We start from the raw sequence: 19,592 nt of genomic DNA on the forward strand, positions 1-19,592 counted from the left end.
TGATCTACAGGACTTATTCTTGAGGGGTGCCCGGTGGGACTCGAACCCACGACATTCAGAACCACAATCTGACGCTCTAACCAACTGAACTACGGGCACCATGTTGTCTTTTGTGTCAGAGCTTTCGTTCGACTGAATAAGCGAACTTATTGTCTATCGTTGCTCTGTCGTTGGTTTTGCGGGTGCAAAGGTACGTCTTTTATTTGATATTGCCAAATAAAATGGCGACTTTTTTCGAAAAAACTTCAAATATATGAAGATTACTCAGCATTCTGCTCTTCGGCCTGTGCAGGGGCAGCTTCCTGAGCGGGTGCTGCAGCCTCTTCCTGCTGTGCGGGACTTGCTCCGAAAGCGGGAACATTGTTAGGATTAGCCTCAGGTGACTCGATGCCATTGAGCAGGGCAGGAGCGTCATTTTGAGCAGTGGGGAGAACATAGGCGCAAGCAATGCTTACAACAACCATAAAGGCAGCAAGGCCCCATGTGGCTTTCTCGATGAAGTCGGTGGTCTTACGAACACCACCAATCTGGTTGTAAGATGCGAAGTTTGATGCCAAACCACCACCTTTTGACTCTTGTATCAGCACAATGCCTACCATGAGCAAAGCTGCGATTACGATGAGGATAATGAATAATGTGTACATCTTTTTTACTTTTTATTTTTATTATTATTTATAATCAATTTCTCTAAGAAACGAATTTGGTCTGCAAAGTAAGCATTTTTTTTCGGATAATCCAAACTTAATCGCTGAATTATTTCTAAAGCTTTGGAATAATTTCCTTGTTTGATATAAATTCGAGCCAAAGTTTCTGTGAAATAGTCTTCGCCCGTAGTTTTTCCTTCTTCTGTGCAATCTTCCTCAAGTTCAGGTCTTAGGGTAGGTGTCTCAGGAAGGATGATTTTTCCTGTGTCATTATTTATGAATGAGTCAATAAGGCTTTGTCCCTTGAGTTTTGGCACGGAGACCTCTTCCTGATAGTCCTCGCATTCAAGGAGATAAGACACGTAGTCAACAGCTGCATCGGCCGGCGTTGGTTTACGTTTTTCCTTCTTTTTGTCAGTTTCGGGTTCGTTCTCCTTGGGAATGGAATCTAAGAAATTGTCAATGAGAGATAGTGTGCGTGTCGATGAGTCTGCAGTCGCATCGTTCTTGGGCGTCTGCGTTGTTGTGCTTGGCTCGCTATTCTTGCGCAGTTGGTAGTGAGCAGCCTCAATCATTTGGAAGAGCACGCGTCTGTCGGTGATGTAAACAGCTGCCCGACGCAGTTCTGTGTCGAACGAAGGGTCGTGAAGCAGATAGAGATTCTGCAGCATGAGCAGTCGTGCTGTTTGGAAATAGGGATAGAGCGCGAGCATGGAGCGTAACTCGTAGAGTGTGTCACGATCCAATCGTTCAGGGTGTTTGATGAGCTCTGCTATTTCCATGATTCCGGCGTTGAATTAAAGACTTACCAGTTAGCTACAGTGGCATTGAAGATCTGGTCACAGATGTCTTTTACCATTTGCGTGACAAGCTCTTCTTGAACGGCGTTGAGTGACTGGGTCGTTTCGTAGGTTGCTGTAGATGTGAACTGACGTTCAAAGTCTTCAGCGTGGTTCTTGTTGTTGGTGAAACGTACGTTGACTGTCATAGAAAGCTCGGTTTGTGCAGAATATCCCTCGCTGCTTACAGACTTGTTGCGCTGGTCATAACGTATAATCTCACCATCAATCTTCAGGTCGCCATTTCGTTTCACCTGCATCAGCTTGGTGTGGTTGGCGAATTGGTCTTTCAGTTGGTTGTTGAAGATGTTGGCCATTGGTCCCCAAACGTAGTTAGAGCGAATGGGGAAATCTGCCAAAGTAATGGTCTTTGTCTTGGTGTAGTCGATACTGGCTCCGTTAAACTTATAGCTGACGGAGCATGATACCAAAATGAGACACGTGAGGATAGCCATGCCGAACTGTTTCAATCGGCGATAGAGCGTACGGTCACTGATGCCCAACTCTTGTGCGGCTTTCTTGCGATTGCCTCCGTTGCGCTCCAATGCCTTTTCCAACATCTGTCGGCCCATCTCACTGAGGTTAAGGTTCTCCTGTTCGGGTTGTGGATCTATGTATTCCTCTGCCTCGGCCTCTTCAAGAATGGGAGTGATGGGATTGATAGTCTGGATGGGGTTGATTGCTTGAGACGGTGCGGTTTTAACGTCTTCCATCTGTTTTTTTAGCTGACTCATCTCCCGTCGCATGTCGTTGACGTTGCCACGCAATTCAAAGAGAATCTTATAAAGGATTTCGCGCTCGTTCTCGAAAGAATGGTCGCTACCTTTGTTTACTACTGCCAGTTGGGTGCTCTCACGATCCTGCGGTATGAACTGCGACAAGATCTCAGGTGTGATGAGGCGGTTGGGGCTGAGGATAGATATCTGTTCAGTGATATTCTTCAGTTGACGCACGTTTCCTGGCCACTTGTATCGTGTCAGCATCTGTTTTGCATCGTCGGTCAACTGAATGCGTTCCATCTTATACTTGTCTGCCATCTGCATGGCAAAGAGGCGAAACAATAGAACGATGTCTTCTCCGCGTTCACGTAAAGGAGGCATCTGTATGGGGATGGAGTTTAGACGATAATAGAGATCTTCGCGGAAGCGTCCTTCGCTGATGGCCTGACGGATGTTCACATTGGTTGCAGCCACGATGCGCACATCAGTCTTGCGAACCTCCGTAGCACCAACGGGGATATATTCGCCGGTTTCCAACACGCGCAGTAGTCGGGCTTGCGTGGCCAAAGGCAGTTCACCAACCTCGTCGAGAAACAGAGTGCCTTTGTTGGCTACGCCGAAATAACCAGGCGAGTCGTTGACGGCACCAGTAAACGAGCCTTTGATATGACCGAAAAGCTCTGAATCAATGGTGCCTTCGGGGATGGAACCACAGTTGATGGCGAAGTATTTTTCGCGTTTTCGCGGCGAGTTGTCGTGAATGACACGTGGGATGATCTCTTTGCCCACACCGCTTTCACCAATGATGAGTACGCTCAAATCTGTTGGCGCCACCTGTAGGGCGACGTCAAGAACATGGTTCAACGCCTCGCAGTTGCCTACGATGTTGTACCTCTGTTTAATGCTTTGTAGTTCTGTACTCTTCATAATTGGCTGACAAAATTACATATTTTTTTTGAGACTACTGCAATATTGGCAGAAAAATTACTGATTTTGCTCTTTCTTTGGCTGCGAACGAAAACGGACTTTCTCGCTCTCATCACGCTTCTCGTGGTATAGTTTGGGTAGTGGATTGGCCAACGGTTCGTCGTAGTTGTGACGATTGCGATAGATGTCGAGTGCAGCATAGATTGCATTGCGCATAGACTGTGCATCCATCTCGTTGCGTCCGGCCAGATTGAAATAGGCTCCGTGGGCAGGTGCTGTGCGCACAATGTCTAGTCCGGTAGTAAAGCGTACACCGTTCTCTGGGGTGAGAGTCTTGAAAGGTGTCTGTCCTTGATCGTGGTACATGGCCAATACACCGTCGAAGTGACTATAGCTACCGTGTCCGAAAAAGTCATCGGCAGCATAGGGACCAAAGGCCTGAATGCTCTTCTCGGCCAGTTCCTCCACTGCGGGTACGATGATTTCTTGTTCTTCATCGCCAAGAGCGCCATCCTCGCCACAACGAGGGTTCAGTGCCAGAATAGCAATACGTGGATTGGCTATTCGCAAATCGCGGCGCAACGACTCATGGAAGAGTATGGTCTTTTCCACGATTTTCTGTTTTGTGATAGACTCTGCCACATCCTTGATGGCAACATGGTTGGTGACCAGTGCAACGCGGAGCCCGTCGTTCATTAGTATAGTGAGCCCTTTTTTACCGTCGTTCATTTGACGCTCAATGTAGCTGGTATGACCATTGAATCCCCCAATGCTGTTTTTGAATACGGGGGCGGTAACCAGTACGTCGAAAGCACCTTTTTTGTAGTCTTCGATAGCGCGGTCGATAGCCACTTTGGCAGCTTCGCCAGCTTCAGGCGTTGGAGTGCCCAGGTCCACTTTGACCTCTCCGTTGATAACTTCCAGCAAGTTCAGGTGTCCGTCCCGTGCCTCATTGACATTTTTGATAACATTGTAGTGAGGCTCGACTTCCAACATTTTGCCATGGTATTCGGCCAGTTTCGACGAGCCATAGATGATAGGTGTGCATAGTTCCAACATTGCGGGGTCTTCGAAGGCTTTGAGAATGACTTCGTAACCTACGCCGTTGGTATCTCCGTGGGTAATAGCTACCCTGATTTTCTTTTCTTCCATATTTAGTTATTGATAGTATTATCAGGATTGTTGTGACTTCTGCGCTGTGCTCAGCAGGCCGCAGGCCGCGAAAATGTCTTGTCCACGACTGGCTCGGATGGTGGTGAATACACCGTGCTGGGTGAGATAGTCGCGTAGTTGCTCCATACGTGCTTCGTTGGCACTCGGCAGGTCAACGTGAGGTATTTCGTGAAAACGAATCAGGTTGACGCGACATTCCAGGCCATCTACCAGTTTGATGATCTCTTTGGCATGTGTCAACGAATCATTGAGTCCGCCAAAACAGATGTATTCGAACGAGCAGCGACGCTGGTGCGTGAAGTCATACTGTTTCAATAGTTCAACAGTCTCAGCGATGGGCATTGCTTTTTCTGCCGGCATCAGGCTGAGGCGCTGTTCGTGCAGAGGCGAGTGCATTGAGATGGCTACGTGGCATTCGCTCTCATCGAGGAATCGCTTCAGTTTACTTTTGATGCCAACCGAACTCACTGTGATGCGTTTGGGGCTCCAAGCATAGCCGTCGGGCGCTGTCAGAAGATTGGTTACCTGAAGAACGCTGTCCAAATTGTCCATGGGCTCACCTTGCCCCATAAAGACAATGTTGGTCAGCAGTTCGCGTTCGGGCAACGAGTATATCTGGTTCAAGATGTCGGCGGCCGTCAGACTGCCTTCAAATCCCTGCTTTCCTGTCTGGCAAAACAAACAGTTCATCTTGCACCCCACCTGACTTGACACGCATAGCGTGCCTCTGTCGCCATCAGGTATGAAGACCGTCTCAACAAATTTCGTGGTGTTGACCTCGCCGCCATTGCTATTGGAGCAGTCTGCGTATTCCGAGCATCTCACGGGAAACAAATATTTCACAGTGCCATCTACCGAACGCTGACTATGCATAGGATCCATTGCTCCCACGCAATAGTTTTCTGCAAGTCGTTCTCGATTTGCTTTCGAGAGGTTAGTCATCTCGTCGATGCTCTTCACGTGCTTGTCGTAGAGCCATTTGGCAATCTGCCCTCCGGTAAAGGCTGGCATGCCTAATTGCTTCACCAACTCTTTCAGCTGTGAAACAGAGAGGCCCATGAGCACTTTTTTTCTATTGTTCATGCTGCAAAGGTACGTATTTTTTTCGATATGTTTCGTCAATTTCGTTGAAAATGATTACTTTTGCACATAAAATTCTAAAACAATGAAAGGGACGATAGATTTTTTCATACCTTGTGGTGATATACAAGATGTGACTCCAGTCATAGAACAGTTGCGTGCCAGTGTGATTGTGCGAAATATATGTTTGCTTGTCAACAAACCTCTTGACGTCATTCCTCAAGAATGTACGACACTGGTGGTTAAAGACACGGCATCAACAGAGACACTGAAGCAGGTGGCACGGTCGTCTTTGTCCGACTATGTCGTTTTACTTACAAAATCAGTACCTCTGTCGTTAGGTGACGGGGCTCTGGAGCGAATGGCTCAGGCTGCCAATGACAGTCAGTCGGCAATGGTCTATGCCGATCATTGGGAGAAAAAAATAGGCGAGGGTGGCGAAGAGACTGTAGAAAAGCATCCAGCCATCGACTATCAGCTGGGGTCTATTCGCGATGATTTTGATTTTGGTTCACTCTGGCTGGTGCGTGGCTCACTGATGCGCCGCTGGGCACAGGAAGAAACTGATACATTATATATATTCGGCGGACTATATCAACTGCGTCTCTATCTGAGCCGACATGGAGAGTTGCTGCATCTCAACGAGCTGCTCTACACCGAGGTGGAATATGATCATCGCGCTTCGGGAGTGAAGCAGTTCGACTATGTGAACCCTGCCAATCGCGATGTGCAGTTGGAGATGGAGCAAGTGGCTACCGACCATCTGAAGGCTATCAATGCTTTGGTTGATGTATCAGAAGTTGTTGATGTCGATTTCGACGAGCAAAACTTTGCAGTAGAAGCCTCGGTAATCATTCCTGTGTTCAATCGAGAGAAGACGATTGTGGATGCCGTGAAGAGTGCCATGAGCCAGGAGACTTCCTTTAAGTATAATGTCATTGTGGTGGACAACCACTCTACCGACAACACAAGTGCCCTTTTAAGGGAAGTAAACCATAGCTTTACGCCTGGTAAACTAATTGTTTTGTCTCCCGAAAGGACTGATTTGGGTATTGGAGGCTGTTGGAACCTGGCAGTGAACGATGCTCATTGTGGACGTTTTGCCGTACAATTGGATTCCGATGACCTCTACAGTTCGCCCAAAACATTGCAGACTATCGTCAATGCCTTTCGTGAACAAAAAGCCGCGATGGTGGTTGGCTCTTATCGCATGTGCGATTTCGAACTGAACACTTTGCCGCCAGGACTTATCGCCCACAAGGAGTGGACCGAGGAAAATGGACCAAACAATGCATTGCGTATTAATGGACTTGGGGCGCCACGAGCCTTCTTTACTCCTCTGCTCCGACAGTTTCAGTTGCCCAATACAAGCTATGGCGAGGACTATGCCATGGGACTGATGTTCTCACGGCGTTATCGTATTGGTCGTATCTATGACGAGCTCTACTTGTGTCGCCGGTGGGGCGGTAACAGCGATGCAGCCCTTAGCATTGATCGCATCAATGCCAACAACTTATATAAGGACCGTCTTCGCACGATGGAAGTGTTGGCACGTCAGCGCATGAATGCCGACCAGCCGACCCATTACGACAATGCCATAGATCGATTCTTTGATCGTCAGATGAAGTTGTGGGCCGATACCCGCCGTCGTTATCGTGAATTGGAACATGTAGAGATTCGAGAATTGGCACCTCAGAATGCCGAACAAGCCACTTTCGACTTGAAGGTGCAGTATAACCCAGCACGCATTGGTTCCACTGCTGCCAACATTTCCAAGAAGGCTTTGGCCGAGCGTCCCTGCTTTCTGTGTGCCAAGAATCGTCCGCAGCAGCAGATGATGAAGACGTTGGATGGGAACTACGAGTTGCTGGTCAACCCCTTCCCCATACTCCCCATGCACTTTACTATTCCCGTGCGCCGCCATCGTCCGCAGCAGATTCGCCCCATGTTTGACGAGATGATGCAGTTGTTGGACAAATATCCCGAGCTGACAGTCTTCTATAACGGACCACGTTGTGGCGCATCGGCTCCCGACCACGCACATCTGCAGGCAGGAAGCACAGGTGTGCTGCCATTACAAAAAGAGTGGCAGCGCTTGTCGCGCAATCTGGTGACAGTGGTAGAGAAAGATGACGAGTCAGGTATCTATGTCATCGAGGATTATCCCTGTCCGGCGTTGGTCATCCGTTCGTCTAAGCGCCGCAGCGCCGAGCGCCTTTTCATGAAACTTCACGATGTGATGCCCATGATAGATGGCGAGACTGAGCCAATGATGAACATTGTGTCGTGGAAACAAGATGAGAACTATATCGTCGTGGTGTTCCCACGCCAGAAGCACCGTCCCGACTGCTACTACAAGACTGAGGACGAGCAGATGATGATTAGCCCTGGTGCCTTGGATATGGCTGGACTGATTATTACTCCGCGCCGTGAGGACTTCGATCGTATTGATACAGATAGAGCCTTAGCCATACTGCGTGAGTGCGCTATTTCTAATGAGGCGCTTCAGACATTGGTAGAACGATTGAAACAACGTGTTATGACACCAAAGTCCGATTCGCCTGCAGCTCAGTGGATAAAGTCTATCGCAGCCGATGGCGAACCTTCAGTCACTGTTGGTATTGTGAGTGGCGAGAAATTGGTATTCCAACTCAACGGATCCTATACGGCAAAAGGCGAAACACTCACAGGACCACAGGAGGTGAGCATCTCTGAAGGAGGACTGTTGTGGCGCGGACAGCAGTATCGTGAACTGCGCTTTCAGCCCCTTGACGATGCTGCTTCGTTCTCGCTCAACGACGTCACCATTGGTGTTGGCTTCCATTGGGAACGCCAAGAGCAGCAGACGTTCCGTGGCACCCTGCGACTAGTCGTTGAAAGTGATAAGGTGTTGGCTATCAACGAGCTGCCTGTTGAACAGTATCTCGAGAGCGTCATCTCGAGTGAGATGAGCGCCACTTCGTCGCCCGAGTTGCTGAAGGCTCATGCCGTCATCTCTCGTTCGTGGCTGTTGTCGCAGAAACAGCGTCGCCAGGACGCTCAGCATGCCACCGGCTTCTTCTCGTTTATCAAGAAAGACGACGAGCTCTTGCGTTGGCACGATCGTGAAGAGCACACCCTTTTTGATGTGTGTGCCGACGACCATTGTCAACGCTATCAAGGCATCACCCGTGCTTCTTCTCCCGCCGTGGCCGAGGCCATCCGACAAACGCGCGGACAGGTGCTGGTCTATGCCGGCGAACTGTGTGACGCACGCTTTTCGAAGTGTTGCGGTGGACGCACCGAGGAGTTCCAGTATTGTTGGGAAGATACGCCCAAACCATACCTTGTATCCGTGGTTGACCCCTTCTGCAATACCAAAGATAAGCGTGTGCTTCAGCAGGTTTTAAACGACTATGATCAGGAAACGCCCGACTTCTATCGCTGGCGTGTTGAGTACACGCGAGAGCAACTCAGCGAGTTGGTAAACCGCAAACTGAAGATGGACCTGGGTGATATCCTCGACCTGGTACCCCTAGACAGAGGCAAGAGTGGACGCATCTGGCGACTGAAGATTGTAGGTTCCAAGCGTACGTTTATCATCGGCAAGGAACTCGAAATTCGTCGTACACTCAGCGAGAGCCATCTGTATAGCTCTGACTTCGATGTAGAGCAGCACGACGACCGCATCGTTCTTAGCGGACGCGGATGGGGACATGGTGTAGGCCTTTGTCAGATAGGTGCTGCCGTGATGGGTGAGAAGGGCTATGGCTATGACGAGATTCTCCTGTATTATTATAGAGGTGCAGAAATTAAGAAAATCTATAAATGATGAAAAAACAACGTTCTCCGTGGGCGTGGATACCTACGCTCTATATGGCTGAAGGACTTCCTAATGTGATTGTGACATCTGTCGCTGTTGTGCTCTATATGCAAATGGGCCTGACCGATGCCGAGATAGGTCTTTACACGGGTTGGTTGGGTTTGCCGTGGATTATCAAACCCTTTTGGAGTCCATTTGTTGATTTGTGTAAGACGAAGCGCTGGTGGGTGTTGGCTATGCAATTGTTGTTGGGCTCATCCCTGGCAGGTATTGCTTTCACACTGAACACGGATTTCTGGTTCCAAGGCACCATGTTCTGTTTCTTTCTGATGGCTTTCTCGAGTGCTACGCATGATATCGCTGCCGATGGCTATTATATGTTGGAGCTCGATGAACATCAGCAGGCCTGGTTCGTTGGTATCCGTAACACTTTCTATCGTTTGGCTGTTATCTTCGGCAATGGTGCCTTGGTACCTCTAGCCGGTTATCTGCAGATCCTTTATCCAAATCAGAATGCGTTCACCTGGAGTCTGGTGTTCTATGGCGTAGCAGCCCTGTTTATCGCCTTCTGGCTGTGGCATTGCTACCTGATGCCAAAGTCGGATGCCGATGTGCGTAATCACGTCACGGCCAAGGAGGTAGCACGTGGCCTTTTGAATATGTTTAAGGTGTTTTTCACCCGTATGCCTTGGCGCGAACTGCTTTGTGCCGTGGTGTTCATCATGTTCTACCGTTTCCCCGAGGCCTTGCTGAATGCAATGAGTAAGACCTTCCTGACACGTTCTCAGGAGGATGGTGGACTGGGACTCTCTTTGGCCGAATATGGTATCAGCTATGGCACCGTGGGACTCATCGGTTTGCTGTTGGGAGGTATTGTTGGAGGCTGGCTGGCCAGTCGCGACGGATTGAAACGTTGGTTGTGGCCTATGGTATGTGCCATCACCTTGCCCGATGTAGTCTATGTCTATATGAGCTATGCCATGCCTGATAATATGGTGCTTGTAAGCTCGTGTATCTTCATCGAACAGTTTGGCTATGGTCTTGGCTTTACGGCGCTCACCCTCTATATGCTCTATTTCAGTATGGGACCGTTTAAGACCTCGTTCTACGCAATCTGTACGGGCTTGTCGTATCTAGGCTTACAGGTTCCGGCTATGTTCTCTGGTTTCCTGAAGGATGCCGTTGGTTATCAGACCTTTTTCCTGATTGTCATGGCACTGTGTGGTGTCACCTTCCTGGTTGCCTGGTTTGTAAAGATAGATCCTGAGTTCGGTAAAAAGAAATAAGTAGCAATGAGCAATCAGAATACACCACTCGTATGGCTATCCACTTTGTACTTTGCAAAAGGGATAGCCTATGTGATGGTGATGTTTCTCTCGCTCATCATGCTCAGTCAGATGGGACTGTCCAGCAATGCCGCTCTCGGCTGTGTGGCGTTGTTCCATGCGCCTTGGGTCACAAAGTTCTGGTGGAAACCTTATGTGGTTCGGCCGCAGCACTTCACCATGTGGATAGGCATTTCAGAGCTTTTCCTGGCCATATCTTTTGCCTTTTTGTCGTTCTTCATGGCATCAGTCTGGTGTACGATTATCATCCTATTGTCGATAGCTTGGCTCACTGCCATACATAATGTGGCAGTAGATGGACTCTACCGACTGGTGACCCACAATGATCACCTGCCTGCTTTCATGCGGGTGAAAGAGTTGGCACGCAAGATGGCCGTCATTGTTGGCCAGGGCGTGCTTGTGATGATGGTAGGCAATCTGCAAGTGCTTTACCGCTACGACCGTTTCTACTCGTGGCAAGCCACGTTCTATATTCTGGCAGGTTTGTTCCTGTTGTTTTGTATGTGGCATCGTCTTGCACTCCCCCGCTGTCTTCATGATGCAGACTACAACATCCATCGCTCGCTGCCCTCGCTGCATGAGGTGGGGGGCATGTTTCTTTTGGCCTATCCTTTTGCGGTTGGTCTCCAAGCCAAGGTTGGCATCCTTTTTCTGCTTGATGCTCCGAGCAGTGGCGGTTTAGGCCTGTCGCCCCAGGAGTTTGGACTGGTGATGGGCACCGTAGGCATTACCGGCCTTACTATTGGTGGTATGCTGGGCTTTAGGGTATTGCGCCGCGATGGCCTCTCACGTTGGTTTTGTCCCATGTCGCTTCTGATGGTGGTGCCTTGCGCCGTCTATGCTTTAATGGCCTATTGGGAGCCCTCTGATCTGTTGATCATCAGTACTGGTGTACTGATAGAGCAAACCTCCTATGGCTTTGGCTTTGCGGCCTATCTATGGGTGCTTCGTCATGTTGCCAATCGCGAGGCTGGCAAGTCGCTGATGGCCCTGTCGCTGATGATCTCCTGTATGTTGTCGGGGGTGCTTCAGGCCACTGTGGGCTATTACTATACATTCCTTATTGCCCTTGTCCTGAGTGGGGTGTCATTGGTGTCCGTTTTGAAAATTAGGAAAAACCCTATACTGAAATAGGCTTTTCTCTATTGTAGGTTTCTGTTATTTGATGTACTTTTGCCATAGACAAACCAAATTACTTCAAAAGTTATGAAAAAGATGTACGCATATACCAAAATGATCATGGCCATGATGGCTGTGATGTTGGCTTTCACCAGTTGTGATGAAGATGCTGCTTTGGCCTACGACCTGGAAGGTGTTTGGCAGGGTACCATCATTGGTGATTATTATTCTTATCGTGGTTATGAGGTTAGCGATGAGTACGACACCGAGATCATGTTTGATCAGGATGGATCGTGGCTGAAAGGAGGTCAGGGTTATGAGATAGACTATAACCTCCGCACCCATCGCTCTACGAAGGTCTATTTCAGATGGAGTGTGAAGCGCGGACGCATTCATCTGCATTATGATGATGGCGCTCATGTAGTGATACGCGACTTTGAGACCTATTGGGTGGGTAGCCGCATGCGCTTCAAGGGCTATTTCGACGATGCCGAGACGGGCAGACCGCTGGCTTCATTCAATCTGATCAAGGTCGATTCGCCCGATGATTACTTCGACAGTCGTCAGGCACCCAGCTTCAACAACGAAGAAGAGTAGGCTCAATAGGGCCTACTCTTCTTCTGTATCTGTATTATATCATTTCCTCATAATCCTTAATGGCTAAATGCCCAGTCCGCCTTGGAACGAGGCATCGATAGCTCGGCTTTGCTGTATGCGAGAGTAGGGAGGCACATTGCTCGTCACCCAGATGTTGCCACCAATCACCGAATTGTGACCAATGGTAATGCGCCCCAGGATAGAAGCGTTTGAATAGACCGTGACATGATCTTCGATGATGGGGTGGCGCGGAATGTTCAGCATGTTGCCATTCTCGTCGTAGCGGAAACTCTTGGCACCCAGCGTCACACCCTGGTACAGCGTGACGTGATTGCCAATGATGGCCGTCTCGCCAATCACCACACCAGTGCCGTGGTCTATGGCAAAGTATTCGCCAATCTCGGCACCTGGATGAATGTCGATACCCGTCTTCGAGTGAGCCTGTTCGGTGATGATGCGCGGTATCACCGGCACCTGCATCTTGTGCAGCACGTGAGCTATGCGATAGTGCGTCATGGTGTTCATCACCGGATAGCAATAGATCACCTCGCCATAGTTGGTGGCGGCGGGGTCGCTCTGGAACATAGCCTCCACGTCGGTGTATAGCAGACGCTTCACCTCGGGCAACTCGTCGATGAACTTCAGTGCCAGATCTTCGGCAGCCCGTAGCACGGCATCTTCCGTGCAGTCGCAATCCTCGCAGAACTGCATGCCGCGAGCTATCTGTCGTTTTAGCAGGGTGTAGAGTTCGTCCATGCTCACACCTATGTGGTATGAGCGCATCTTCTCGTCGCTCTGACGCTTGTGGAAGTAGTCGGTGAAGATGATATCCTTACACAGGCTCACGATGCGTCTTACTTCCTCTACGCTTGGCATGGGTGCCAAACCTGCAGGCATCATATCACGCTCGCGGTCCGACAGTTTCGACAATTTTGCTACGTTTCTCTGTAGCACTTCGTTCAGTCCGTCCTGTTCCATCTATGTCTTTTTTTGTTATTTATTGTTTTTTTTTGTCGGAGGTGCGAGATGCGAGGTGCGAGATGCGAGGTACGAGGTGCGAGGTCAGATTTGCTGGCGGATTTTTCTATTCTCGTACCTCGCACCTCGTACCTCGTACCTCGAATCTATCCTCGTCCCCTCGATATTACCTAATGAACAGCAACTCGCGGTACTTAGGCAGCGTCCACAAACCATCCTCTACGATTAGCTCCAGTTTGTCCACCTCATAACGTATGGCTTCCATTTTGGGGCATACCGTGTCATGGTAGGCAATGGCACGTTGGTGGATGTCCTCAATGCGGTTTGCCACGCGACGGGCCTCGGTAAGATCATCAACCAACTGCTCAATTTTCTCCGTACGCTCGGCAATCTCTTCGATGAGTTTCAAGTTACGGCTTGACAGTCGTTTGGCGCGCTCAACGTCAAAGACCTCTTTCATGCCCTGCACGTTTTTGATCAGTTTCGACTGGTAGTGGGTGGCCACTGGTATAATGTGGTTCATAGCTAAATCACCCAATACGCGAGCCTCTATCTGTACGGTTTTGACGTACATTTCCCATTTTACCTCGTTGCGGGCCTCCAGCTCCTTCTTGTTCATCACCTTGGTGCTCTCAAACATCTTGATGCTCGACTCGTCCAGATAGTGCTCGAAGATCACGGGGCATGACTTCTCTACGTCGAGTCCGCGTTTGGCAGCCTCCTTCACCCATTCCTCGCTGTATCCGTTGCCATCGAAGCGAATGGGCTTACACGTCTTTACATCGTCCTTCAATACCTCAAGCAGCGCCTGAATTTTGTCTTCGCCCTTGGCAATCTTGGCATCCACGCGCTCCTTGAACGAAATCAGGGCCTCGGCCATAGCAGCGTTGAGGGCTATCATGGCGCTGGCACAGTTAACGCTCGAACCAGGTGCACGGAACTCAAAGCGATTGCCTGTGAAGGCAAATGGCGATGTGCGGTTACGGTCGGTATTGTCCACGATGAGGTCGGGAATCTGAGGAATGTCAATGACCATGCCTTGTTTGCCTTTCAGGTTGAACAATTCGTTGGTCTCTGATGTCTCAATGTGGTTCAGCAGTTCCGTGAGCTGCGTGCCCAGGAAGCTCGATATGATGGCAGGAGGCGCCTCGTTGCCACCCAGACGATGGGCATTGGTGGCGCTCATGATAGAAGCCTTCAGCAGGCCATTGTGCTTATATACCGCCATCAGTGTCTCCACGATAAAGGTCACGAAACGCAGGTTCTCTTCAGGTGTTTTGCCCGGTGCATGCAGCAATACGCCATTGTCGGCGCTAAGGCTCCAGTTATTGTGCTTACCACTGCCATTGATGCCATCGAACGGCTTTTCGTGCAGTAGCACGCGGAAGCCATGCTTGCGTGCCACCTTCTTCATCAGCGACATCAGTAGCATGTTGTGGTCAACTGCCAGATTGCACTCCTCAAAGATGGGGGCCAACTCAAATTGGTTGGGAGCCACTTCGTTGTGACGTGTCTTCACGGGGATGGCCAACTCCAGAGACTGTATTTCCAAGTCTTTCATGAATGCCTGTACGCGGTCGGGGATGGTGCCAAAGTAGTGGTCGTCCATCTGCTGGTTCTTGGCGCTCTCGTGGCCCATCAGGGTGCGACCCGTCATCAGCAGGTCAGGGCGGGCAGAGTAGAGGCCCTCGTCCACCAGGAAATACTCTTGTTCCCAGCCCAGGTTCACTTGCACCTTGGTCACGTCGTCATAGAAATATTGGCAAACGTCCTTGGCTGCCTTGCTCACGGCATGGATGGCACGGAGCAGGGGAGCCTTATAGTCAAGGGCTTCACCCGTATAGGCGATGAATATGGTGGGGATACACAGTGTGTCGTCGATAATGAAGACAGGGCTGGTGGGGTCCCATGCTGAGTAGCCGCGTGCCTCAAAGGTGTTGCGGATGCCACCATTAGGGAATGAACTGGCATCAGGTTCCTGCTGAACCAACAACTTACCCGAGAATTTCTCCATCATGCCTCCCTTGCCGTCGTGCTCAACAAAGGCGTCGTGCTTCTCGGCAGTGCCCTCGGTCAGAGGCTGAAACCAGTGGGTGTAGTGGGTGCATCCCATCTCTATGGCCCATTGCTTCATGCCGGCAGCCACGGCGTCGGCTATCGAGCGATCGAGACGAGCCCCATTGTCAATCACATCCACCAGTTTGTCGTAGATGTCTTTCGGCAGGTACTTGTACATTTTCTCGCGGTTGAACACATACTTGCCGAAATACTCTGACGGACGTTCGCTGGGTACTTCCACGTTGACGGCGCTCTTCTTGAACGCCTCTTCCACTACCTGAAATCTTAAATTGTTTGTCATTGCCTTGTCTAATTTTGCCTGCAAAGGTACGAATAAGTGAGCAAAGAACAAAATAAAAGATCCTATCTTTTGATTTTTTCTTTCGAACGACAGTACATTAGACGAAGTCAGAGGTACGAATAAGTGAGCAAAGAACAAAATAAAAAGACTCGCTTTTTATTTTTTCTTTCGAATGCAAGTACCTTGGACGAAGTCAGAGGTACGAATAAACGAGCGAAATGCAAAAAAAAACTCGCTTTTTATTTGTATTTCTCCACGATTGGAGCCGCCTACGGCGGGAAGGTATAGCTCGACGGCCGACAGGGAAAGTCAAATTTTTCAAAATTGAAAACAAAATTGTTCAATTGATTTTTTTCTTATCCGACACAAGCCGAAGGATATAAAAACTGTTTAATTTTGAATCAGATTTTGAAAAATTTCCCTGCGCAGCAGGCTAAAACTTCCACGATTGAGGCCGCCTGTCGGCGGGAAATTCTTCAAAATTGGAAACAAAATTTTTCATTTTTATTTTTTTTGTCTGACACAAGCCGAAGGATATAAAAACTGTTTAATTTTGAATCAAATTTTATATAATTTCCCTGCGAAGCAGGCTACTTTTTCCACGAAGCAGGCTAAACCTCCCACGAAGCAGGCTCCTAATCTCTGAAACGCTTCATGATGTCGCCATAAGCCTCGATTCTGCGATCACGCAAGAAAGGCCACCAGCGACGCACCTGCTCCGAGCGCTTCATGTCCACCTCGACAACAGCCTCCGTCTCCTGGTCGGTGGGCGCCTCGTAGAGCAACTCACCCTGCGGACCAGCCACAAACGAAGTGCCCCAGAAAGGCACACCGTCCTCGTCGCCTACACGGTTCACCGTCACCACAGGCAGACCGTTGGCCACAGCATGTCCGCGCTGCACCGTCTGCCACGCCATGCGCTGGCGCTCCTGCTCCTCACGCGTGTCGTGTGGGTCGTAGCCTATGGCGGTGGGGTAGATGAGCAACTCGGCACCAGCCAATGCCATCAGTCGCGCTGCCTCGGGATACCACTGGTCCCAGCACACCAGCACGCCCAGCTTTCCTACCGAGGTCTGGATGGGTTCAAAGCCCAGGTCACCGGGTGTGAAGTAGAACTTCTCGTAGTAGCCAGGGTCGTCGGGGATGTGCATCTTGCGATACTTGCCGGCAATCGTGCCGTCTTTCTCCATAACCACCGCGGTGTTATGATACAATCCTGCAGAGCGACGCTCGAAGAGCGAGGTCACGATCACCACGCCCAGCTCCTTGGCGAGTGCGCCGTAGAACTCGGTGGAGGGTCCGGGGATAGGCTCTGCTTGGTCGAAGAGGTTCACGTCCTCCACCTGACAGAAGTACAGCCCGTTGTGCAACTCCTGCAGCACCACGAGTTCAGCGCCCTCGCGTGCCACCTTTCTTACCTTCTCGGCCAGTCTCCGCTTGTTATCCTCGCGGTCGGCCGTGTTGTGCTGTTGAATGATTCCTATCTTCATAATTTCTCAACTTTCAATAATATTGCATCGTGCAACAATGCAGCGACCCATGCTGCTTCACGACAGCCCTACAGTCTATCCCCACAATCTCACGGTCGGGGAACGCCTCGCCCACCACGCGCATCGCCTCGGCATCGAGGTCAGGCTGATTGTAGGTAGGCATCAGCACCGCCCCATTCACGATGAGGTAGTTGGCATACGTAGCAGGCAACCTGTCGCCATCATCATAGATGGGGCGGGGCAGGGGCAGCTTCAGCAGGCGGTAGGGCTTGCCATCCGTGGTGCGCAGTCCCCTTAGCTCTTCCTCCATCAGCGCCAAGTCAGGATGCGCCTCGTCTCCACCCGTATATACTATGGTGTCGTTAGGGCAGATGCGTACCAGCGTGTCGATGTGCCCGTCGGTGTCGTCGCCAATCAGACTGCCGTGGTTCAGCCACACGATGCGTTCCGCCCCCAACCATGCTTTCAGTCGCTCCTCTATCTCCAGTTGCGTCAGAGGCTGGTTGCGGTGTGGCGCCATCAGACAGCAGCTGGTCGTAAACACCGTGCCCTGTCCGTCGCTCTCTATCGAGCCACCCTCCAGCACAAAGTCCAGATGCTGCTCATAGTCTCCATTTACCAATCCCTGGTCATACAAGTATCTGTTGATTTGATTGTCCAGCTCAGCCTCGAACTTCTCTCCCCAGCCATTAAACTGAAAATCGAGCAGCACCAGTTGCTGGTCCTCCTCGACGGTGATGAAGCCGTGGTCGCGTGCCCACGTATCGTTAGAAGTGAAAGAAGTGATGCTCGCATTTTCCAGGTTACCAAGCTCGGCGCTTAGCTCTTCAGGTGCGACGATGAGCAATGCCTCGCGCTTACCTATTTCGCGAGCCAAGTTTCTATAGACAGCCGTGATCTCTGGCAGTATCGGTGCCCAGTCCGTGTCCTTGTGAGGCCATGTCAGTTGCACCATGCTTTGTGCCTCCCATTCGGCCAGCATCCGTCTCTTGTTAGTTTTCATGGTGCAAAGGTACTAATAAGTGAGCGAAATACAAAGAAAAGCTCGCTTTTTATTTGTATTTCCGAACGATAGTACCTTTGGCAAATCCCCTCCCATGTAGGGGAGGGGTCGGGGGTGGGGTCAGTATTGTTCTAACTGCAAAGAAGTTACAGACCCCACCCCTGCCCCTCCCCTACATGGGAGGGGAGTTCAGCGGAAGGGAGGGGTCAATTCATACAACTAGCCACGCCGAGGCTAGTGGCGATCGCCGTGAGCACGGCGATGATGGTCTGCACGATAAACTTCCAAGTTTCAATTTTGTTTTTCATGGTAATAAAAAAAAAATAATAGTTGAGAGTTCTTTCTAAGGAAAGCGAGCAAGCTCGAGCGGAGAACTGAGAGGTGTTGCGCCCTATGGCGCAAACTCAACGATGAGAGTAAAAGCGCCCCTCCCTACAGGGAGGGGAACGGGGGTGGGTCTGTTTGTTTAGTCCTCATTCTCCTGCTCCTCCGCCTCGCTGCCATACTTGTCCTGCTCGCGAATGTGGATACCGTTGAGCATGGACTTGATGCGATGGTTGTCCACCACGCGGGTCTCGGGCTGAAAGGCAATGCGGATGCTCTTGATGTTGTTGGCGGTGAACTCCTTCTCGGTGTCGGCTCCCGTGGTGGAGATGGCTATCTTGAAGGCACCAATGCCGTCGAGCACCACACGACCACCCTGAATCAACTTTTGGTTCATCACCTCGCTCAGTTCGCAGAGCACGGCTTTCACGTCAGATTTCTTGACCGAGGCGTTGCGCTGAATCTCGTCGGCGAGCTGGTCGGTGGTCACTACTTCGCTGACAACGGCACGTCCGTACCACTTGCCAAACATTTTTGAGTTTTTTACCTTGTTTTGATACTTTTTGAATCGCATAAATGTTGTGTGTTTTTAATGGTTAAATGACTATTGCTTTACGTTACAAAGGTACGAAATTTATTTCGATTTTGCAAATATTTTCCAAACTTTTTTCGCCCTTGTTCCCAACTTTTTTTCGCGTTGTTTTGCCATGAAATAGTGGCGCTTTTCGCTACGAATAGTGGCACTTTAAGGATGGAAAAGTGTCACTATTCTTCGAGTCGCCTACTTCCACGAATGGGGCCGCCTGTGGCGGGAAGGCTAAAACTTCCACGAATGGGGCCGCCTGCGGCGGGAAGGCTAAAACTTCCACGAATAAGGCCGCCTGTCGGCGGGAAATTTTCCAGAATTGAAAACAAAATTTTTCATTTTTATTTTTTTCTTGTCTGACACAAGCCGAATGGATATAAAACCCTGTTTAATTTTGAATCAGATTTTGAATAATTTGACTTTCCCTGTCGGCACGTATCAGGAGCGCCTACGGCGGAAGGTATAGCATCCGCGAAACTCCCCTCCCCTACATGGGAGGGGAGGGGCTGCGCAAGGTTCAAGCTAAGAAAACAACCGCACAGGTTGAAAAATTTGACTTTCCCTGTCGGCCGTCGAGCTATACCTTCCCTGCGAAGCAGGCTAAAA

Annotated in this window: 15 protein-coding genes, 1 tRNA gene and 1 pseudogene; 4 read left to right on the forward strand and 13 right to left on the reverse strand. The window is 50.1% G+C overall.

The window, feature by feature from the left end; all coding sequences use genetic code 11:
* Positions 1–25 precede the first annotated feature (25 nt).
* The 7 genes and pseudogenes from L6472_RS04340 to rlmN all read right to left on the reverse strand — a co-directional run bounded on the left by L6472_RS04340 (position 26) and on the right by rlmN (position 5,385).
* Positions 26–99: transfer RNA gene (locus L6472_RS04340), tRNA-His, on the reverse strand.
* Between the two features lie 161 nt (positions 100–260).
* Complete coding sequence (gene secG, locus L6472_RS04345) at positions 261–644, reverse strand: preprotein translocase subunit SecG (protein WP_237807394.1); 384 nt, start codon at positions 642–644, stop codon at positions 261–263.
* A gap of 5 nt (positions 645–649) precedes the next feature.
* Positions 650–1,426, reverse strand: coding sequence for a tetratricopeptide repeat protein (locus L6472_RS04350; protein WP_237807396.1), 777 nt, complete (start codon positions 1,424–1,426; stop codon positions 650–652).
* A gap of 23 nt (positions 1,427–1,449) precedes the next feature.
* Positions 1,450–1,938, reverse strand: coding sequence for an LptE family protein (gene lptE / locus L6472_RS04355; RefSeq protein ID WP_255777132.1), 489 nt, complete (start codon positions 1,936–1,938; stop codon positions 1,450–1,452).
* Positions 1,936–3,129, reverse strand: a pseudogene (locus L6472_RS04360) (sigma-54 interaction domain-containing protein); the annotation flags it as partial. The gene lptE and the pseudogene L6472_RS04360, both read right to left, overlap by 3 nt.
* 57 nt (positions 3,130–3,186) lie before the next feature.
* Positions 3,187–4,281, reverse strand: a complete 1,095-nt coding sequence (pdxA, locus tag L6472_RS04365; protein WP_237807398.1) for a 4-hydroxythreonine-4-phosphate dehydrogenase PdxA — start codon at positions 4,279–4,281, stop codon at positions 3,187–3,189.
* Between the two features lie 21 nt (positions 4,282–4,302).
* On the reverse strand, positions 4,303–5,385 hold the full coding sequence (gene rlmN, locus L6472_RS04370) for a 23S rRNA (adenine(2503)-C(2))-methyltransferase RlmN (protein ID WP_237807400.1): 1,083 nt from the start codon (positions 5,383–5,385) through the stop codon (positions 4,303–4,305).
* A gap of 82 nt (positions 5,386–5,467) precedes the next feature.
* Between rlmN and L6472_RS04375 the strand changes: the two genes are divergently transcribed.
* From L6472_RS04375 to L6472_RS04390, 4 genes are all read left to right on the forward strand, one after another.
* Positions 5,468–9,193 carry a DUF4922 domain-containing protein gene (locus tag L6472_RS04375; protein ID WP_237807402.1) on the forward strand — a complete coding sequence of 1,242 codons (3,726 nt, stop codon included), beginning with the start codon at positions 5,468–5,470 and terminating at the stop codon, positions 9,191–9,193.
* Positions 9,193–10,470 (forward strand): MFS transporter, encoded by a 1,278-nt coding sequence (locus L6472_RS04380; protein ID WP_237807973.1) that lies wholly within the window; start codon positions 9,193–9,195, stop codon positions 10,468–10,470. Before L6472_RS04375 ends, L6472_RS04380 begins: the two co-directional genes overlap by 1 nt.
* A 6-nt stretch (positions 10,471–10,476) precedes the next feature.
* On the forward strand, positions 10,477–11,664 hold the full coding sequence (locus L6472_RS04385) for a hypothetical protein (protein WP_237807404.1): 1,188 nt from the start codon (positions 10,477–10,479) through the stop codon (positions 11,662–11,664).
* A 72-nt stretch (positions 11,665–11,736) separates the two neighbouring features.
* Positions 11,737–12,246, forward strand: coding sequence for a hypothetical protein (locus L6472_RS04390; RefSeq protein ID WP_237807406.1), 510 nt, complete (start codon positions 11,737–11,739; stop codon positions 12,244–12,246).
* A 63-nt stretch (positions 12,247–12,309) separates the two neighbouring features.
* On the opposite strand, the gene epsC is transcribed toward L6472_RS04390, so the two are convergent.
* The 6 genes from epsC to L6472_RS04420 form a co-directional block, all read right to left on the reverse strand.
* The gene (epsC, locus tag L6472_RS04395) at positions 12,310–13,224 is read right to left on the reverse strand and encodes a serine O-acetyltransferase EpsC (protein WP_237807407.1); all 915 of its coding nucleotides are present in this window, start codon (positions 13,222–13,224) and stop codon (positions 12,310–12,312) included.
* Between the two features lie 166 nt (positions 13,225–13,390).
* Positions 13,391–15,583 carry a glutamine synthetase III gene (locus L6472_RS04400; protein ID WP_237807408.1) on the reverse strand — a complete coding sequence of 731 codons (2,193 nt, stop codon included), beginning with the start codon at positions 15,581–15,583 and terminating at the stop codon, positions 13,391–13,393.
* 635 nt (positions 15,584–16,218) lie between these two features.
* The gene (locus tag L6472_RS04405) at positions 16,219–17,073 is read right to left on the reverse strand and encodes a carbon-nitrogen hydrolase (RefSeq protein ID WP_237807409.1); all 855 of its coding nucleotides are present in this window, start codon (positions 17,071–17,073) and stop codon (positions 16,219–16,221) included.
* 13 nt (positions 17,074–17,086) lie between these two features.
* The gene (locus tag L6472_RS04410; RefSeq protein ID WP_237807410.1) at positions 17,087–18,076 is read right to left on the reverse strand and encodes an agmatine deiminase family protein; all 990 of its coding nucleotides are present in this window, start codon (positions 18,074–18,076) and stop codon (positions 17,087–17,089) included.
* 206 nt (positions 18,077–18,282) lie between these two features.
* The gene (locus L6472_RS04415; RefSeq protein ID WP_155808454.1) at positions 18,283–18,384 is read right to left on the reverse strand and encodes a smalltalk protein; all 102 of its coding nucleotides are present in this window, start codon (positions 18,382–18,384) and stop codon (positions 18,283–18,285) included.
* Between the two features lie 158 nt (positions 18,385–18,542).
* Positions 18,543–18,974 carry an HU family DNA-binding protein gene (locus L6472_RS04420; protein WP_237807411.1) on the reverse strand — a complete coding sequence of 144 codons (432 nt, stop codon included), beginning with the start codon at positions 18,972–18,974 and terminating at the stop codon, positions 18,543–18,545.
* Between the last annotated feature and the right edge of the window lie 618 nt (positions 18,975–19,592).

Origin of the sequence: Prevotella sp. E13-17, assembly GCF_022024035.1 — a bacterium.
Lineage (GTDB): Bacteria > Bacteroidota > Bacteroidia > Bacteroidales > Bacteroidaceae > Prevotella.

Excerpts from the sequence above, each read along its gene's own strand:
- secG (WP_237807394.1), bottom strand. The coding sequence starts at position 644 with ATGTACACATTATTCATTATCCTCATCGTAATCGCAGCTTTGCTCATG.
- L6472_RS04350 (WP_237807396.1), bottom strand. The coding sequence starts at position 1,426 with ATGGAAATAGCAGAGCTCATCAAACACCCTGAACGATTGGATCGTGAC.
- lptE (WP_255777132.1), bottom strand. The coding sequence starts at position 1,938 with ATGGCTATCCTCACGTGTCTCATTTTGGTATCATGCTCCGTCAGCTAT.
- pdxA (WP_237807398.1), bottom strand. The coding sequence starts at position 4,281 with ATGGAAGAAAAGAAAATCAGGGTAGCTATTACCCACGGAGATACCAAC.
- rlmN (WP_237807400.1), bottom strand. The coding sequence starts at position 5,385 with ATGAACAATAGAAAAAAAGTGCTCATGGGCCTCTCTGTTTCACAGCTG.
- L6472_RS04375 (WP_237807402.1), top strand. The coding sequence starts at position 5,468 with ATGAAAGGGACGATAGATTTTTTCATACCTTGTGGTGATATACAAGAT.
- L6472_RS04380 (WP_237807973.1), top strand. The coding sequence starts at position 9,193 with ATGAAAAAACAACGTTCTCCGTGGGCGTGGATACCTACGCTCTATATG.
- L6472_RS04385 (WP_237807404.1), top strand. The coding sequence starts at position 10,477 with ATGAGCAATCAGAATACACCACTCGTATGGCTATCCACTTTGTACTTT.
- L6472_RS04390 (WP_237807406.1), top strand. The coding sequence starts at position 11,737 with ATGAAAAAGATGTACGCATATACCAAAATGATCATGGCCATGATGGCT.
- epsC (WP_237807407.1), bottom strand. The coding sequence starts at position 13,224 with ATGGAACAGGACGGACTGAACGAAGTGCTACAGAGAAACGTAGCAAAA.
- L6472_RS04400 (WP_237807408.1), bottom strand. The coding sequence starts at position 15,583 with ATGACAAACAATTTAAGATTTCAGGTAGTGGAAGAGGCGTTCAAGAAG.
- L6472_RS04405 (WP_237807409.1), bottom strand. The coding sequence starts at position 17,073 with ATGAAGATAGGAATCATTCAACAGCACAACACGGCCGACCGCGAGGAT.
- L6472_RS04410 (WP_237807410.1), bottom strand. The coding sequence starts at position 18,076 with ATGAAAACTAACAAGAGACGGATGCTGGCCGAATGGGAGGCACAAAGC.
- L6472_RS04415 (WP_155808454.1), bottom strand. The coding sequence starts at position 18,384 with ATGAAAAACAAAATTGAAACTTGGAAGTTTATCGTGCAGACCATCATC.
- L6472_RS04420 (WP_237807411.1), bottom strand. The coding sequence starts at position 18,974 with ATGCGATTCAAAAAGTATCAAAACAAGGTAAAAAACTCAAAAATGTTT.